The following is a 16,719-nucleotide window of genomic DNA, read 5'->3' as shown; positions in this document are numbered from 1 at the left end:
CATGCTGGACATCGCCGAAGAGCTCCACCGGTGGGTCGAGCAGGGACGCGCCTTCGCCGTGGCCACCGTGGTGGCCGTCGGCGGCAGCGCGCCCCGGCAGCCGGGCGCCGCCCTCGCCGTGGACAGCGACGGCACGGCCATCGGATCGGTCTCCGGCGGGTGTGTGGAGGGCGCGGTGTACGAGCTGTGCCGGCAGGCGCTCGAGGACGGCACCACGGTGCGCGAGCGCTTCGGCTACAGCGACGACGACGCCTTCGCGGTCGGCCTGACCTGCGGCGGCGTCATCGACATCCTGGTGACACCGGTGCGCGCGGACGACCCCGCGCGCCCGGTGTTCGCCGCCGCGTTCGCCGCCGCGGCACAGGGCCGGGCGGCCGCGGTCGCCCGCGTCACCGACGGCCCGGACGACCTCCTCGGCCGCCCCCTGCTCGTCCACTCCGACGGCAGCCGCGAGGGCGGGCTCGGCGGACATCCCGAGCTGGACCGCACGGCCGGCGCCGAGGCCCGCGCGATGCTCGACACGGGCCGTACGGGAGAGATCGTCATCGGAGCCGAGGGGTCCCGCTGCGGCAGCCCCCTCACCCTGCTCGTCGAATCGAGCGTCCCGCCGCCCCGGATGATCGTCTTCGGGGCCATCGACTTCGCCGCCGCCCTGGTGCGGGCCGGGCGCTTCCTCGGGTACCGCGTCACCGTCTGCGACGCCCGCCCCGTCTTCGCCACGGCCGCCCGCTTCCCGGACGCCGACGAGATCGTCGTCGACTGGCCGCACCGCTATCTGGCCACCACCGAGGTGGACGCGCGCACCGTGCTCTGCGTCCTCACGCACGACGCCAAGTTCGACATCCCGCTGCTGGAACTGGCGTTGCGTCTGCCGGTCGCGTACGTCGGCGCGATGGGCTCGCGCCGCACCCACCTGGAGCGCAACGAGCGGCTGCGCGAGGCCGGCGTCAGCGAGCGCCGGCTGGCCGCGCTCCACTCGCCGATCGGGCTCGACCTCGGAGCCCGTACGCCGGAGGAGACGGCCCTGTCCATCGCCGCCGAGATCGTCGCGGTGCGGCGGGGCGGCAGCGGCCTGCCGCTGAAGGGCGCCCACACCCCGATCCACCACGAGAGCGACACCTCGCTGGCCTCGGTGGCCTGATCCCGACCATCGGCGGCTGATCACGGCGGGCGGGTTGCCGCCACGGCGGTTTCACGCCAGGGGCGAAGCCGTCCGCAGCCCCGGATTTACCGGTAGATCAGCTGCATGACATTTTCCCTCTCCTCCGTTTCCGGCCGGGCGAGACCCGCTCGCGCGGGACGCAGGGCTCTGCTCATAGCGACCTCGGTCGCCCTCGTGAGCGGCGTCATGCTTCCCGCGGCGGGTTCCGCCACCGCCGCCCCGAAACCGTCGACCGCCGAGGACCGCCGTCAGGGGTCCGAGGGCCGCGACTACGACATCACGCTGGTCACCGGCGATGTCGTCCACTACACGGACGGCGCGGGCCGCCAGGACACCGTCACCGTCGACCGCCCCGACGGTGCGCAGGGCGGCGTGCACGTGCGGCAGGCCGGGGACGACATCTTCGTCATCCCCGACGAGGCGAGCGCCCTCATCGCCGCCGACAAGCTGGACCGCCGGCTGTTCAACATCTCGACGCTGGTCGGGATGGGTTACGACGACGCCCGTTCCGGCGGCATCCCGCTGATCGCCACCTACCCCGCGAGCACGGCGCGTTCGCTGCCCGCGGCACCGCGCGGCAGCGAGACGGTCCGCCGGCTCGAGTCCGTGAACGGCGCTGCGCTGAAGACCGACAAGGACGACGCCCGCGCCTTCTGGAGCGACATCTCCCGTACGGCGAAGAGCCGTTCGCTGGACAACGGCATCGCCAAGCTGTGGCTCGACGGCAAGGCCGAGGCGGCGCTCAAGGACTCCGTGCCGCAGGTCAACGCCCCGCAGGCCTGGGCCGCCGGATACGACGGCAAGGGCACCACGGTCGCCGTTCTCGACACCGGTGTCGACGCGACGCATCCGGACGTCAAGGACCGCGTCACGCAGTCCAAGAGCTTCATCCCGGGTGAGGAGGTGGATGACAAGAACGGCCACGGAACGCACGTCGCCTCCACCATCGCGGGCTCGGGCGCGGCCTCCGACGGGGCCAACAAGGGCGTCGCCCCGGGCGCCGACCTGATCGTCGGCAAGGTCCTGAGCGACGAGGGGTCCGGCGCCGACTCCGGCATCATCGAGGCCATGGAGTGGGCGAAGGCCGAGGGCGCCGACGTCGTCTCCATGAGCCTCGGATCCAGCATCCCCGACGACGGCACCGACCCGATGGCACAGGCCGTGAACGCGCTGTCCGCCGACGGCGGCCCGCTGTTCGTGATCGCCGCGGGCAACGCGTACGGCGCGGGCACCATCGGGTCGCCCGGTTCCGCCGCGAGCGCGCTCACCGTCGCGGCCGTCGACAAGAGCGACAACCGCGCCGACTTCTCCTCCATGGGCCCGCTCGTCCGCTCCTACGGCCTGAAGCCGGACCTGTCCGCGCCCGGCGTCGGCATCAACGCCGCCGCCTCCCAGTCGGTGCCCGGCATCGAGGGCATGTACCAGTCCATGGACGGTACGTCGATGGCCACCCCGCACGTCGCGGGCGCCGCCGCCATCCTGAAGCAGCGTCACCCGGAGTGGTCCGGCGAGCGCGTCAAGAACGCCCTGATGAGCTCCTCCAAGGAGCTGGCCGGCTACACACCGTACGAGCAGGGCACCGGACGGCTCGACGTGAAGGCCGCGATGGACACGACCATCGAGGCCACGGGCTCCGTCGAGGTCGCGGCCTACGAATGGCCGCACGCCGCGTCCGACCCGGTCGCCGAGCGTACGATCACCTACCGCAACACGGGTGACGACGACGTCACGCTGAACCTGGCGACCGGCACGGACTCCGAGGCGTACACGCTCTCCACGTCCACGCTGACCGTCCCGGCGGGTTCCACGGCCCAGGCGGTGCTGTCCCTGGACCCGTCCGAGGTCCCGAACGACACCCAGTTCTCCGGCCAGGTCGTCGCCACCGACGCCTCCGGTGCGACCGTCGCGCACACCGGCTTCGCACTGAACAAGGAGCAGGAGCTCTACGACCTGAAGCTCCGGCTCCGCGACCGGTCCGGTGAGCCGATGGACGGCAACGTCGTCATCGCCCGGCTCGGCGACCCCGACCTGGGCGTCGTGGCGGTCCCGGGTGACACCACCCTGCGGCTGCCCCCGGGCAACTACACCGCCTGGTCCTCCGCGGACGTCGACGGGGACCGCGCCGACTCGAAGGCCGTCGCCTTCCTCGCCGCACCCGAGACGGTCCTCGACAAGGCCACGACCGTCACCCTCGACGCGTCCAAGGCCCGCAAGGTCAGCGTGCGCACCCCGAAGGAGACCGAGACCCGTCAGCTGCGGTACGACATGGCACGCACCGCCCCGGACGGCACCGTCCAGCGCGACGCGTACCAGATCCCGCTCACCTACGACCAGCTGTGGGCGAGCCCCACGAAGAAGGTCACCCAGGGCAGCTTCAGCTTCCTGACCCGCTGGCGCCAGGGCGAGGAACTGCTCGACCTGACGGCCGACGGCCACGACATCCCCGTCACCGTCCAGAACGGCTCGGTCGTCGCCGAGGACAGCGAGCAGAGGCTCACCGGCGTCTACGCCGGTGACGGTTCCGCTGCGGACTACAAGGGCCGCAGCGTCAAGGGCAAGGCCGTCGTCGTCACGCGCAGCGACGCCGTTCCGCCCGCCGAGCGGCTGGCCAACGCACTCGCGGCGGGCGCGAAGGCGCTCTTCGTCGTCAACGACGGCCGCGGAGTCGCCATGGAGAGCTACGCGCCGTACGGCGAGGAGACCGCCATCCCGGTCGCCTCGGTGCGGAAGATCGCGGGCGCGACCCTGGTCAAGGCGGCCCAGCGGGGCAAGAAGCTCTCCGTCGACCAGCGGAAGTTCGCCTCGTACGTCTACGACCTGGTGGACCGTCACGACGGCGCCGTCCCGGACCGCTCGCTGGCCTTCACCCCGTCGACCCGTCAGCTCGCGAAGGTCGAGAACACCTTCCACGGCCACAAGGCGACCCTCGGTGCCGGATACCGTTACGACATCCCGGACTACGGACCGGGCCTCGGCTTCGAGGAGTACGAGAAGTTCCCGGGCACCCGCACGGAGTGGGTCACCCCGCTGCCCGGTGACTCCTACTGGTACGAGAACCACTCGGTGCTGGGCGCCGGCGGCTCCGGCACGGCGATGGAGATGCGCAGTGCCGAGCAGGACTACTCGGCGGGCAGGAACTACCACGACGAGTGGTTCGCCCCGGTGACGGCACCCCGGCTGGGCACCGGCTACTGGGGACCGTTCCGTACGTCGTACAACGACATCCAGTTCAACATCACCCCGTGGACCGACTCGGGCGAAGGCCACTCCGGCGCGATGCCCGACGACGAGTACGACACCACCACCTACGCCTTCTCCCAGGGCGGCACCGTGATCAAGAAGGGGGCGGGCCGGGCAGGTTACGCCTGGGACCTGTCGGCGGAGGCGCTGCCGTACAGCCTGGTCATCGACTCGGCCCGTGACGAGGCCACCTGGAAGACCTCCACACGGACGCACACCGAGTGGGACTTCGTCTCGGGCGCCCTGCCCGAGGGCACGCAGCAGGCCGACATCCCGCTGCTCCAGCTCGACTACGACGTCGAGACGGACCTGGCGGGCGACGTGAAGGCCGGCAGGAAGACCGAGGTCGGCCTGACCGCCGGCACCCAGGCATGGCTGGACGGTGCCGTGAAGGCGACGAAGGCATCGCTGTCGGTCAGCTACGACGAGGGCGCCACCTGGGACGAGGTGGCGCTGCGCAGGGGCTCGGCAGGGGAGTGGACGGCGAAGTTCAGGACGCCGAAGCACGCGGACTCCGTCTCGCTCAAGGCCCGCGCCGAGGGCCCCGGCGGGCTCGCCGTGGAGCAGGAGATCATCAAGGCCTTCGGCCTGAGGTGAACCGCTGAAACACCTGGTCGAGGTGGTCCCGTGCCCTGATGAGGGGCGCGGGGCCACCTCTTCTTTACGTGGTTTTGAAGATCAAAATATGTCGGCTTCACCCGTATATGGCAGGCGATAACGCCAGAAAGGGACTTTTTGCGGTGCGCAGCGAGTTGCCACGGGCGTATCCGGAGGCTTATAAGAGGAGGGTGGTCCAGGCGCTTCCGGGAATTCCGGGAAATGCCGCCATGGAGGTTTCACATGTTTCTCACTCCGTCCGACACGGAGAAATTGCTGCTGAGTGTCGCGGGAATGATCGCCCGCGACCGGCGGGAGCGCGGCGTACTTCTGAATTACCCGGAGACCGTCGCCCTGCTGTCCTGCTGGGTTCTGGAACGTGCGCGTGAAGGCGCCGGGGTCCATGAGCTGATGACCACGGGACGTGCCGTGCTCACCCGCTCCGACGTGCTCGAAGGTGTGCCCGAGATGCTGCACGACGTCCAGGTCGAGGCGACCTTCCCCGACGGGCGCAAGCTCGTCACGATCACCTCGCCGATTCCGTGATCCCCGGCGAGATCCGGACGGGATCCGGAGTCCTGGAGATCAACGCGGGCCGGGAGATCCGGAATCTCACCATAATCAATGACGGTGACCGGCCCATTCAGATCGGCTCGCACCTGCATCTGCCCGACGCGAATCCGGCGCTTTCCTTCGACCGTGCTCACGGACAAGGTTTTCGTCTCGATATTCCGTCCGGTACTTCCCTGCGCTTCGAACCCGGGGTCGGCGCCGACGTCTCGCTCGTCGCACTCGGCGGCCGGCGGGTGGTGCCGGGGCTCGTCGTGCGGGCCGGCCGAAGGGACGAATCACGTACGGAAGAGGCGGAGGAGAGCTGATGGCACAACTGACCCGCGCCGCCTACGCGGCGCTGTACGGCCCGACCGCGGGCGACCGCGTACGGCTCGCCGACACCGGTCTCTGGATCGAGGTGGAGGAGGACCGCTGCTTCGGCGGGGACGAGGCGGTCTTCGGCGGCGGCAAGTCCATCCGCGAGTCGATGGCCCAGTCCACCATGCCGAGCGCCGCGGGGGCCCTGGACCTCGTCATCACCAACGTCGTGGTCCTCGACCACTGGGGCGTCGTCAAGACCGACGTCGGCGTGCGGGGCGGCCGCATCGTGGCCCTCGGGCGTTCCGGCAACCCCGACATCAGCGACGGTGTCCACCCGGACCTGGTCATCGGCCCCGGGACCGACGTCGTCTCCGGCGAAGGGCGCGTGCTCACCGCGGGAGCCGTCGACACCCACGTCCACTTCCTGATGCCGGAGACCCTCCACGAGGCGCTGGCCACCGGAACCACCACCGTCATCGGCGGCGGCACCGGGGCCTCCGAGGGCTCCAAGGCCACCACCGTCACCCCCGGTGCCCGGAACCTGGCGATGATGCACCGCTCCCTGGACCGCGTCCCGCTCAACGTCATGCTCTTCGGCAAGGGTTCCACCGTCGGGGAGGAAGGGCTGCGAGAGGCCGCGCTCGGCGGTGCCGGCGGCTACAAGGTCCACGAGGACTGGGGTGCCACCCCCGCCGCCATCGACGCCGCCCTGCGCGCCGCCGACACCTTCGGCCTCCAGGTCGCCCTGCACGCGGACAGCCTCAACGAGGCGGGCTACGTCGAGGGCACCCTCGACGCGATCGCCGGACGCGGCATCCACGTGTTCCACGCCGAAGGCGCCGGCGGCGGCCACGCGCCCGACATCATCTCCGTCGCCTCGCACCCCCACATCCTCCCGGCGTCCACCAACCCGACGCTCCCGCACACCGTCAACACCGTCGCCGAGCACCTCGACATGCTGATGGTCTGTCACCACCTCAACCCGCGCGTCCCCGAGGACCTGGCCTTCGCCGAGTCCAGGATCCGCGCCACCACCATCGCCGCCGAGGACGTCCTGCACGACATCGGCGCCCTCTCCATCACCTCCTCCGACGCCCAGGCCATGGGGCGGATCGGTGAGGTCATCTGCCGCACCTGGCAGGTGGCGCACGTCATGAAGGAGCGCTTCGGCACCGCCCTCCCCGGCGTCCCGGCCCTCCCCGCCGACAACGCGCGCGCCCGTCGCTATGTCGCCAAATACACCATCTGCCCGGCCGTCGCCCATGGCATCGACCATGTCGTCGGCTCCGTCGAACCCGGCAAGCTCGCCGACCTGGTGCTCTGGGATCCCGCGTTCTTCGGGATCCGGCCGGCCGCGGTCATCAAGGGCGGCACGGTCGTGCTCGCGCCGCTCGGTGACGCCAACGCGGCCATCCCCACCACCCAGCCGGTCCTGCTGCGCCCCACCGCCGCCGCCGGAGCGGCCGCCCACCTGTCGGTGAGCTTCGTCGCCCCGGCCGCGCTGGAGGACGGCCTGGCCGAACGGCTCGGCCTGGAACGCGAACTGGTCGCCGTGCGCCCCACCCGCCACCTGGCCAAGGCCGACCTGCCGAACAACACGGCGCTGCCCGCCATCGACGTGGACCCCGAGACCTTCGCGATCCACATCGACGGGGAGCTCGTCGAACCCGCCCCGGCCACCGAACTGCCGCTCGCCCAGCGGTACAGCATGTTCTGATGGGCGCGCTCGCACCCCTGCTCCTGGCGGACGGCCGGCTCCCCGTCGGCGCGTACACGTACAGCGCCGGGCTGGAACCCGCCGTCGCGGCGGGCCTGACCCGGGACCGGATCCCCGCACTGCTGCGGGCCCGGCTGCTCACCACCGCCCTCACCGAGGCCGCCGCCACCGTGCTCGCCCTGAGGGCCGCCGGACAGGACCGGGTGGACTACGGCAGCGTCCAGCAGGCCCTGGAGGCCCGTACCCCCGCGGCGCCGCTGCGGGCGGCGTCCATGACGCTCGGCCGGGGCGTCCACCGGCTGGCCCGGCGCCTCGCCCCGGACCACCCCGCGGTCCTCGCCCTGCCGGGCGTCCGGCCGAGGCCTCTGCGGCCGGTGGCACTCGGCGCCCTCGGAGCCGCACTCGGAGTGGGGGAGGAGGAGATGGCGTACGCCGTCGTCTACGACGAGCTGCAGACCATCACCTCCGCGGCGCTGAAGCTGCTGCCCGGCGACCCGCTGGACTCGGTCGCCTGGATCCTCGGCGCCGAATCCGGCGCCGCGGCCGCGGTGTCCGCCGCCCTCGCGGTGCGAACCCCGGCCGACCTGCCGGCCCGTACCGCCCCGCTCACCGAGCAGTGGGCACTCGACCACGAACGAAGCGAACGGAGACTCTTCCTTGCCTGAGCACCACAACCAGCACTTCCATGAGCCCCTCAACCAGCCCCGCGCCCTGCGGATCGGGGTCGCCGGGCCCGTCGGCACCGGCAAGAGCTCGATCCTCGCGACCCTCTGCCGCCGGCTGGCCGGTGAGCTCTCCATGGCGGTCGTCACCAACGACATCTACACCGACGAGGACGCCCGCTTCCTGCGCTCCGCCGGGGTCCTGCCCACCGAACGCATCCGCGCGGTGGAGACCGGGGCCTGCCCGCACACCGCGATCCGCGACGACGTGAGCGCCAACCTGGACGCCGTCGAGGATCTGGAGGAAGCCTACGGGCCGCTGGACCTGGTCCTCGTGGAGAGCGGCGGCGACAACCTCACCGCCACCTTCAGCCCGGCACTGGCCGACGCCCAGATCTTCACCATCGACGTCGCGGGCGGGGGCGACGTGGCCCGCAAGGGCGGCCCCGGGATCACCCGTGCCGACCTGCTCGTCATCAACAAGACCGACCTCGCCCCGTACGTCGAGGTCGACGTGGAGCAGATGGTCGCCGACGCCTCCTCCGTGCGCGACGGTCTGCCCGTGCTCGCCCTGTCCAAGCACGACGAGGCCTCCGTCGCCCGGCTCGCCGACTGGGTACGGTCGGTGCTCGCGCGCCACCGGGCGGGCAGCCATGTGCCCAGCGACCCCGGGCCGATGGCCCCGCACAGCCACCCCCACCCGTGACCCGGCCCGGCGAACCGACCGTCGTCGCCGTCCACCGCGACGCCGGCGGCCGGGACGTCGCGGGTGACCTGCGCCCCGGCACCTTCCTCGCCCCGCGCCCCCTGCGCCCCTCGGGGGACGGCCTGCACCTCGCCCTGGTCGGCACGACGGCGGGCCTGCTCGCCGGCGACGAGCTGTGCGTCCAGGTCACCGTCGGCCCGGGAGCCCGGCTGCACCTCATGGAACCCGCCGGCCTGGTCGCCTACGACCACCGGGGCGGCCGCTCGTCCTGGCGGGCCGTGGTCGAGATCGCCGCGGGCGGTGAACTCACCTGGGACTCGAAGCCGTTCGTGGTCTCCGCCGGGGCCGATGTCACGCGGGACATGGACGTGACGCTGGCCCCCGGGGCCCGGATGCTGTGGCGCGACACCCTGGTCCTCGGCCGCTCCGGCGAACGCGGCGGCCGGATCAGGGCGAGGACCAGAGCCGTCCACGACGGCCGCGAACTGCTCGTGGAGGACCTCGACCTCACCGACCCGGACGTACGCGAACTCCCCGGCGTGCTGGGCCCGCACCGGGTCATCGGCGCCGTCACCGCCCTCGGAGCCGACCCCGGCGGCCCCCCGCACCCGTCCCGCATGGACCTCGCGGGCCCTGGCGCGCAGATACGGCTGCTCGCCACCGGGGCTCCCGCCGTGGAGCGGGAACTGACGGCTGTCTGGGAGAGCTGGCGACGATGACCGGCCGACGGGGCCTCACCGGCCGAAGCGTGCCAGCAGGTGCCACACCCGTTTGAGGTCCTGAGCATCGTGCGCACCGGTACGGGCGGCCTCGCCGAGGACCAGAGGATCGATGAACCCGCCGACGGCGAGAGCGCGGCCCAACTCGACGTACTCGGGACCCCGGTACTCCGCACTCCTCTCTCCCAGCGCCACCGGTCACCGCCCGGGTACGCGGTGAGACCGCCGTTGCTCGTGCCCGTGACGAACTGGGAGACGTACACACCGTCCTCGGCCAGCCGTTCGAGGACGGTGCGTCCACCGGCGGAGCGGTCGGGGTGGAAATTCAGCGTCACGCGCAGGGAAGGGTCCAGGGGCTGCCCGGCCGACAGGGACGCCACATGTCGCAGGGCGCGCGCCCAGGGCCGCGGGTCGTCGGCGCTCATCGGCCCATTCTGCACGGCCGCCGGCCATGGGTGCGGGCGAATTCACCGGCGGCGGGCCGCCCCCTACCGCCCCTTGCGCCGGGCCACGGTGTAGTTCGACCAGTCGCCCCGGTGCCGGTCGCACCGGGAGGCGCCCTTCATCGCCAGCCGCTGGCAGCGCGTGCCCTTCTGGGTGAGTGCCCCGCATTTCGACTGCGTACGAGCCATGTCCGATTGCCCTCCGGGTCCCGTCGGCCGGGCGCCGACAGAGCCCAGATTCGCCCGTGGGCGTGGTGCGGGGGAAGGCGCACCCGTGCCGTCCGGGTGCGCTCCGGAGCGCACGGGCGGCCGGTGCGGCGTCAGTGCGCTGCGTCTCCCACACCGGCGGCGTCCGTCTCCCGCTGTTCCTCGATGCGCCGCTTGGCCTCGTCCCACGTGATCGGCAGCTGTCCGACCGGTGCCTCCCAGAAGGTGAACGTCGAGGAACGCATCGTGGGCTTGAGGCCCGTCATGATGGAGCGGTGCGGCTCCGTCCTGGCGAAGGCGTAGAGCGCGTCGCGGCTCTCCCATGCCGAGAGGGTGAAGAACACCCGCTTGCCCGGCTGGGCGACGAGCGAGGCGCCGAAGGCGCCCGGTGCGGACCGCACCTGCTTCCACGCGGCCATCGACTTCAGGAAGAAGCGCGGCACGTCGAGCAGGGAGCGGACCTCGAAGCGCGAGGCCATGACCACGGTCGTGCCTTCGGACGGAGGCGGCTGGGGGGTGACCCACGGCAGAGTCGGCATCGCACTACTCACCTTCGGTATAGATAGTGGTGCTGTCTGCTCCCCATGTTAGGGAGGGGTACTCTCCGACGCCACCGGAATGCCTGAACGCGCGCCGTACCCGGGATCAGCGTCCGGACTGCAGTGCCTCCCAGGTGTCCGGGCCGACGCTCCCGTCCACCGACAGCTTCCGGGTGCTCTGGTAGTCGCGGACGGCCTTGTCCGTGTTCGCGCCGAAGGCCCCGTCGACGGCCACGGTTCTGCCCAGCGCGGCGGTCAGCGCCCGCTGGAGCCGCTTCACCGGCTCACCCGAGGCGCCCGCGCCGAGCGTCGGCGTCGTGCCGGCCGAGAGCAGCGCGGTCCAGGTCTTCGGGCCGACCGCTCCGTCGGAGCCGAGATCACGGGCGGTCTGGAACAGCCGTACGGCGCTCTCCGTCTTCGCCCCGAAGACGCCGTCCTCGGTGCCCGCCTCGTAACCCTGCTTGTTGAGCAGTGTCTGCACGGCCTTGACCTGCGTGCCCGTCGAACCCGTCCGCTGGGTCGTGTACGACGGGAAGCTCAGCCCGTCGGCCCCGGTGCCGGAGCCGCCGACGAGCTGCATGTAGTAGGTCCAGTTCCAGTTGGCGCCCGGGTCGGTGTGGTCGTTGCCCGGAGCCTCGCTGTGCCCGATGACGTGAGACCGGTCCTTGGGGATGCCGTACCGGTCGCACAGGTACGCCGTCAGAGCGGCCGATGAGCGGTACATCGTGTCGGTGAACCACGTCGGGTCGTCGACGAACCCCTCGTGCTCGATGCCGAGTGACGAGGCGTTGGCGCTCTTCGCGTGGTACGCGGTGTCCGAGTCGCGCACCATCTGGGTGATCTGGCCGTCCGAGGAGCGGACCACGTAGTGCGAGCTGACCTTCGACGTCGCGTTCTGGAACCAGCTGATCGTCCCGGCGTACGAGCCCTGCGCGACGTGGATGACGACCTTGTCCACCGTCGCCGTACGGCCCGCCGCGAAGTTGGCCGAGTTGGCGGCGACCCAGAGCGCCGCCGGGTAGTCCGGGCTCTTGGCCGTGACGTCGGCCTTCGCGAGGGGGCCCTTCTCGGGGGAGACGGGACGGGAGGTGACCGTGACCAGCTCGCCCCCGGCCACGGCGGCCCGCAGACCCTGGGCGAGGAGGGTGTAGACGGTGTCCGCGTAGAGCGCGGCGACGGCGCCGTCGGCGCCGCTGTAGCGGGCCACGGCCGGGTACCAGGCATCGATGTCGGCCCGTTCGGCCGTGTCCAGCCCGAGCGCGTCGGCGTGGCTCCGCAGCACGGCCGCGCCGCCCAGGATGTTGGTCCCGGTGTCCTCGCGCAGCTCGGCCGTGGACTCGCCCGTCAGCGCGGCGGCCTGCTCCAGGGAGTGGTTGACGGGGTTGCTCACGAGGTGCATGACGCCGTAGCCGTTGTCCTGGCTGGGGCGCCCGGAGTGCCCGTTCAGGTGCGTCTCGCCGTAGCCGACGGCGGCGAGCAGGTCACGCGGTACGCCGTACTCCTCGGCGGCCTGCTCGAAGGCCCGGTTCATCGGGTCCGTGTCCGTGGGCGCGGCGCCCGCCGGGTGGCCCGTGACGACGAGTGCGGTGACGGTGAGAGAGGCCAGAACGGCTGCGCGGCCACGGGTGTGGCCGGCGGGACGTCGGGGCATACCTGCTCCAGGTCTGTGGGGGAGAGAGGGCCGCCGGTCCCGACGGGGTGGGCCGGGGGCCGCAGAGTCCGCACAGGCTATCTATCTGCCCAGGGCATGACAATGACGCCGCCGTGTGTTCAAATCCCGTTCACTCCAATGGAGTTGTGGCAACGGTGGAGGGTGTCCGGTCGGCCGTCACCCCCGTCGGAGGGTGACGGCGCGCGGGGGCCGCTACCAGCGGTTCCGGTGGATCACGTCGGCCACCGGGCGGCGGCGGACAGGCCCGAAGTTGCCCTGCGGCCACCCCACCGGAATGGCGGCGAAGGTGTGCGTGTCCGACGGGATGCCGAGCGCCTTCTTCCACTCCTGCTCCAGCATCAGGTGCCAGATGGTGAGGTTGGCCGCGAGCCCCAGCGCCCGCGCCGCGAGCAGGATGTTCTGGACACCGGGATAGACGCAGGAGCCCTCCGCCAGCGCCTGGAAGCGCGTCTGCGTGTTCCCCATGTGCTCGAGCCCCGCCGGGCCGAGCGACTCGGCGTAGACCCCCAGGCCCTCATCGTCGAACTCCGGCTCCGGGAATCTGTAGCAGGGGATGATCAGCGCCGGGGTGTCCGCGAAGTGGTCGCGCTGGTACTCGATCGCCGCGACCATCCGTCCGTACGCCGCGTCGTCCATGCCCTTCGGCGCGTGCTTGCCGGTCGTGGCGAGGTAGGCGTCCACGCACCGCTTCCAGAGCGGGGCCAGCTCGGCCATCACCGCGCGGTCGGTGACGACCACGTACTCGTAACACTGCATGTTGCCGCCGCTCGGCCCCCAGACGGCGGCCTGTACGAGCTGGCCGATCGTCTCGTCCGGGACGGCGTCCGGCTTGAGGCGGCGCATGGCGCGCATGGTGGACATGGTCGGGAAGAGGGCGGGCCCGTCGGGGGCGGGCGCGTCGGCGTACACCGTTTCGAAGGTCATGATCGCGGAGTGTACGGCTCAAGCTCCGGCGCGGGCAGCCCTGTTGGAGCCCCGCCCCTCCCGGCACCACGCAGGTCAGTGCCGCCGCAGCCGGACCACGGGAATGTCGCGGGAGGTCTTCGCCCGGTACTCGGCGTACCGGGGGAAGACCTCCACCAGACGGGGCCACACCCGCTCCTTCTCCTCGGGGGAGAGGGTCTCGGCGAGGGCCGGGAAGCGTTCGGTGCCCACCCGTACGTCGACTGCGGGCTCGGCCAGCAGATTCAGGTACCAGAGGGGGTGGCGGTCCGAGCCGCCGTTCGAACCGACGATCAGCCAGTCGTCCCCGTCCCGCCCGTACATCAGCACCGTCCGCCGCACGGCACCACTGCGCCGACCCACGTAATCCAGCAGCAGACAGTCCACGCCGAGTTGCGTGGTCCCCTTGGTGCCGCCCGACGACTCGTACAACTCCGCCTGCGCCGCCACCCATTTGGCCGGGCTGGGCATGACCGCCCCGTCGTTCCGCTCCGTCGCCACCACTGCCTCGTCCTCCACCGGGTCCACACGTCCGTACGTCCGTGCCCATCGTGTCATCCGCCGCCGCGGCGCGCCGGAATCGCACACCTGGCCGTCCCCCCTCCTCACGGGGGAACGGGGTCGGGAACACCGGCCGCGAAGGCGTATAAAGGGTCCCTCCGAGCAGCCGGCGTCCCCGATGGCCATCTCACCCCCCACGCGGCCGGCGTCACCGCGTACCGAGAGCGGAGGAGCGTCCCATGAGCACCTCGGAAGAGATCAGCGCCTTGCTCGTCACCAGATTCGGGACCGATCCGGATGCCATCCGGCCCGAGGTGCCGCTCAGGCAGCTGCGGATGGACTCGCTTGCTTTGGAGGAGCTCCGGCTCCTCATCGAGGACCGGATGGACATCGACCTGGAGGACGTCGTCCTGTCATCGCGCGACACCGTGGGAAGTCTGGTCGCGGCCGTGTGCACCAAGGCCGGCGCGTGACGGGCCGGAGGCCGTTCGCACGCAGGTCCGCCCGGCCGGGCATCGAGCCGTTCGGCGCCGCCGTCACCGGCGTCGGCCTGGTCACCGCCGCGGGTGTGGGGGCCGAGGACGCCTGGCGCGGTGTGTGCGACACGGGGCTCGCCCCCTCCGTACCGCACCTGCCGGAACTCGACGGACTGCCCTGCGACTTCATGTACACCGTCGACGCCCTGGACACGAAGGCCGCACTGGGCGTGGCCGCGCAGCGGCTGATGGACCGCTTCTCGCAGCTCGCCGTCGTCGCCGCCCGTGAGGCCGTCGCGGACGCGGGACTCGACCCCTCGGTCTGGGACAGCGGCCGGGTCGCCGTCGTCATCGGCTCCGCCCACGGCGGCCTGCCCTTCTACGACGAGCAGCACACCATCCTGACCGAGCGCGGCGCGCGCCGTGTCTCCCCGAAGCTCGCCCCGCTGACCGTCGTCAACGGCGCCGCCAGCAGCGTCGCCATGGACCTGGGCGTGCACGGCCCGAGCCAGGCGGTCTCCACGGCCTGCTCCTCCGGCACCGTGGCCATCGGCACGGCCCACCAGATGCTCCGCACCGGGGCCTGCGACATCGTCGTCGCGGGCGGCGCCGAATCCGTCCGCTCACGGCTGCTGATCGCCAGCGCCTGCCAGATGCGGGCCGTCTCCACCCGCCGCGACGACCCCCAGGCCGCCTGCCGCCCCTTCGACACCCACCGCGACGGCTTCGTCGTCGGCGAGGGCGCCGGCCTCCTCGTCATGGAGCACCCGGAGCACGCCAGGGCCCGGGGCGCCACCGTCCGCGCCCGTGTCGCCGGCTACGGGGCCTCCAGCGACGCCCACTCCGCCGTCGCCCCCGACCCCGGCGGCCTCGGCATCGAGCGGGCCCTGCGGACCGCACTCGCCGACGCCGGCGTCGACGCCCTCGACGTCGGCCATGTCAACGCCCACGGGACGTCGACGGTCGCCAACGACCTCATCGAGGCGACCATGCTGCGCCGCGTCCTCGGCGACCACCCCCTCGTCACCTCGACGAAGGCCATGACCGGGCACACCCTCGGCGCCGCGGGCGGCATCGAGACCGCGCTGACCGTCCTGGCGCTCCAGCACCAGCTCGTCCCGCCGACCGGCAACCTCGACGCCCCCGATCCGGCGATCCCCGTCGAGGTGGTGAGCAAGGAGGCCCGGCGCGCCGTGTTCGAGTGCGCCGTCAAGACGTCGCTCGGCTTCGGCGGTCACAACGCGGCACTCGTGCTCACCAGGGCCTGACGGAAAACGAGGAGCGACATGCCCGAGGAGATCATCAGGTCCCTCACCGTGGACGGACTGCGTTACGGCTACCGCCTCCTGCCCCGTGATCCGGCCGCGGGCGGAGACCGTGTCACCGAACCGGTCCTGGTGATCGGCGGCGCGCTGCAGGGCATGTTCGGCTGGCCGCAGATGGACGACCACCTGGGCCCGGTGGCCGACGTGGTGACGGCCGACCTGCCGGGCATGGGCTCCGCCGACCCCCTGCCGCCAGGCCCCAGCGCCCCCGTCCTGCGCGCGGCGGTCACCGGGATCATCGACGACCTCGGCGCCTCCCGGATCAACCTCTTCGGCTTCTCCTACGGCTCCGCCATCGCCTTCGGCTGCGCGCGGCACGACCCGGGCCGTATCGCCCGGCTGGTCCTCGGCGGCGTCCCCACCCACATCGGTGAGGACCGGCGGATCTACTGGCAGCGGGCGACGCGGGCCCTGGCCGAAGGGGACGCGGAGGGCTTCGCGACACTGGCCGCCGACGGGCTGATGTGCCTGGACCCGGACCGCCCCGTGCACCGCGGGGAACTCGCCCGGCGCTATGTGCGGCGCTCCTTCCTGCACGCGCTCGCCCACTCGGAGCACGCCGCCGACTCGCTGCGGCGGGCGCTGGGCGACCTGCCGGACTTCTCCGGCGGACTGTCGGGCGTACCGGCCCTGGTCTTCGCGGGGGAGCACGACACGGTGACCTCGCCCGAGCTCCAGCGGGAGTTCGCCGGGACCATCGAGGGGAGCCGCTTCCTCACCCTCCCGGAATCCGACCACTGGGTCGTGCTGGAGCGGTCCGACGAGGTCGCCGCCCTGGTGACCCGGTTCTTCACGGACCAGCCGCTCGAACCGGTGACGGCCCGCCTCCCGCACCAGGCACGCGCCGCCGGGACCGTACCGGCCGCATCGACACCCGTGCCCCCTCCGGAGTCCGGTTCGTACGCCCCACGGTGAGCCCCCGGTGGTGGCGGCCCGCA

16 protein-coding genes and 1 pseudogene are annotated in these 16,719 nt (G+C 72.1%); 11 read left to right on the top strand and 6 right to left on the bottom strand.

What is annotated here, in order from left to right; translation table 11 throughout:
- The first annotated feature begins 1 nt into the window (after nt 1).
- From AB0P41_RS06860 to AB0P41_RS06825, 8 genes are all read left to right on the top strand, one after another.
- Entirely contained in the window at nt 2-1,141 is a 1,140-nt protein-coding gene (locus AB0P41_RS06860; RefSeq protein ID WP_365930561.1) for an XdhC/CoxI family protein, read from the top strand.
- 207 nt (nt 1,142-1,348) lie between these two features.
- Nucleotides 1,349-4,999 (top strand): S8 family serine peptidase, encoded by a 3,651-nt coding sequence (locus AB0P41_RS06855; RefSeq protein ID WP_365930754.1) that lies wholly within the window; start codon nt 1,349-1,351, stop codon nt 4,997-4,999.
- Between the two features lie 243 nt (nt 5,000-5,242).
- Nucleotides 5,243-5,545, top strand: a complete 303-nt coding sequence (locus AB0P41_RS06850) for an urease subunit gamma (RefSeq protein WP_356715368.1) — start codon at nt 5,243-5,245, stop codon at nt 5,543-5,545.
- The gene (ureB, locus tag AB0P41_RS06845) at nt 5,542-5,877 is read left to right on the top strand and encodes an urease subunit beta (protein WP_365930559.1); all 336 of its coding nucleotides are present in this window, start codon (nt 5,542-5,544) and stop codon (nt 5,875-5,877) included. The genes AB0P41_RS06850 and ureB overlap by 4 nt, the downstream gene beginning before the upstream one ends.
- Complete coding sequence (locus tag AB0P41_RS06840; RefSeq protein ID WP_365930557.1) at nt 5,877-7,589, top strand: urease subunit alpha; 1,713 nt, start codon at nt 5,877-5,879, stop codon at nt 7,587-7,589. Before ureB ends, AB0P41_RS06840 begins: the two co-directional genes overlap by 1 nt.
- Entirely contained in the window at nt 7,589-8,254 is a 666-nt protein-coding gene (locus AB0P41_RS06835) for an urease accessory UreF family protein (protein WP_365930555.1), read from the top strand. The genes AB0P41_RS06840 and AB0P41_RS06835 overlap by 1 nt, the downstream gene beginning before the upstream one ends.
- Nucleotides 8,247-8,957: an urease accessory protein UreG gene (gene ureG, locus AB0P41_RS06830; RefSeq protein ID WP_356715358.1), complete on the top strand. Its 711-nt coding sequence runs from the start codon at nt 8,247-8,249 to the stop codon at nt 8,955-8,957. Before AB0P41_RS06835 ends, ureG begins: the two co-directional genes overlap by 8 nt.
- Nucleotides 8,954-9,676, top strand: a complete 723-nt coding sequence (locus AB0P41_RS06825; protein ID WP_365930553.1) for an urease accessory protein UreD — start codon at nt 8,954-8,956, stop codon at nt 9,674-9,676. Before ureG ends, AB0P41_RS06825 begins: the two co-directional genes overlap by 4 nt.
- Nucleotides 9,677-9,691: 15 nt before the next feature.
- Here the strand turns inward: AB0P41_RS06825 and AB0P41_RS06820 are convergent.
- The 6 genes and pseudogenes from AB0P41_RS06820 to AB0P41_RS06795 all read right to left on the bottom strand — a co-directional run bounded on the left by AB0P41_RS06820 (nt 9,692) and on the right by AB0P41_RS06795 (nt 13,950).
- Nucleotides 9,692-10,101 (bottom strand): annotated as a pseudogene (locus tag AB0P41_RS06820) (DUF3626 domain-containing protein).
- 63 nt (nt 10,102-10,164) lie between these two features.
- Nucleotides 10,165-10,308, bottom strand: a complete 144-nt coding sequence (locus AB0P41_RS06815; RefSeq protein ID WP_365930551.1) for a hypothetical protein — start codon at nt 10,306-10,308, stop codon at nt 10,165-10,167.
- Between the two features lie 131 nt (nt 10,309-10,439).
- Nucleotides 10,440-10,865, bottom strand: coding sequence for a DUF3291 domain-containing protein (locus AB0P41_RS06810; protein ID WP_356715352.1), 426 nt, complete (start codon nt 10,863-10,865; stop codon nt 10,440-10,442).
- Nucleotides 10,866-10,971: 106 nt separating this feature from the next.
- On the bottom strand, nt 10,972-12,516 hold the full coding sequence (locus AB0P41_RS06805; protein ID WP_365930549.1) for a peptidoglycan-binding protein: 1,545 nt from the start codon (nt 12,514-12,516) through the stop codon (nt 10,972-10,974).
- A 213-nt stretch (nt 12,517-12,729) separates the two neighbouring features.
- Entirely contained in the window at nt 12,730-13,461 is a 732-nt protein-coding gene (locus tag AB0P41_RS06800) for a nitroreductase family protein (protein ID WP_365930547.1), read from the bottom strand.
- Between the two features lie 75 nt (nt 13,462-13,536).
- Complete coding sequence (locus AB0P41_RS06795; protein WP_365930752.1) at nt 13,537-13,950, bottom strand: nitroreductase family deazaflavin-dependent oxidoreductase; 414 nt, start codon at nt 13,948-13,950, stop codon at nt 13,537-13,539.
- A gap of 269 nt (nt 13,951-14,219) precedes the next feature.
- Here AB0P41_RS06795 and AB0P41_RS06790 point away from each other — a divergent pair, with 269 nt between their 5' ends.
- From AB0P41_RS06790 to AB0P41_RS06780, 3 genes are read left to right on the top strand one after another with little or no spacing between them, the layout of a single operon-like run.
- Nucleotides 14,220-14,453, top strand: coding sequence for an acyl carrier protein (locus tag AB0P41_RS06790; RefSeq protein ID WP_365930546.1), 234 nt, complete (start codon nt 14,220-14,222; stop codon nt 14,451-14,453).
- A complete protein-coding gene (locus AB0P41_RS06785; protein ID WP_365930544.1) occupies nt 14,450-15,724 on the top strand; it encodes a beta-ketoacyl-[acyl-carrier-protein] synthase family protein in 1,275 nt (424 codons plus the stop codon). Before AB0P41_RS06790 ends, AB0P41_RS06785 begins: the two co-directional genes overlap by 4 nt.
- A gap of 18 nt (nt 15,725-15,742) precedes the next feature.
- Complete coding sequence (locus tag AB0P41_RS06780; protein ID WP_356715342.1) at nt 15,743-16,696, top strand: alpha/beta hydrolase; 954 nt, start codon at nt 15,743-15,745, stop codon at nt 16,694-16,696.
- The last annotated feature ends 23 nt before the right edge of the window (nt 16,697-16,719 follow it).

Origin of the sequence: Streptomyces sp. NPDC079167, assembly GCF_040686735.1 — a bacterium.
Lineage (GTDB): Bacteria > Actinomycetota > Actinomycetes > Streptomycetales > Streptomycetaceae > Streptomyces.
This window is presented reverse-complemented; position numbering and strand designations above follow the sequence as displayed.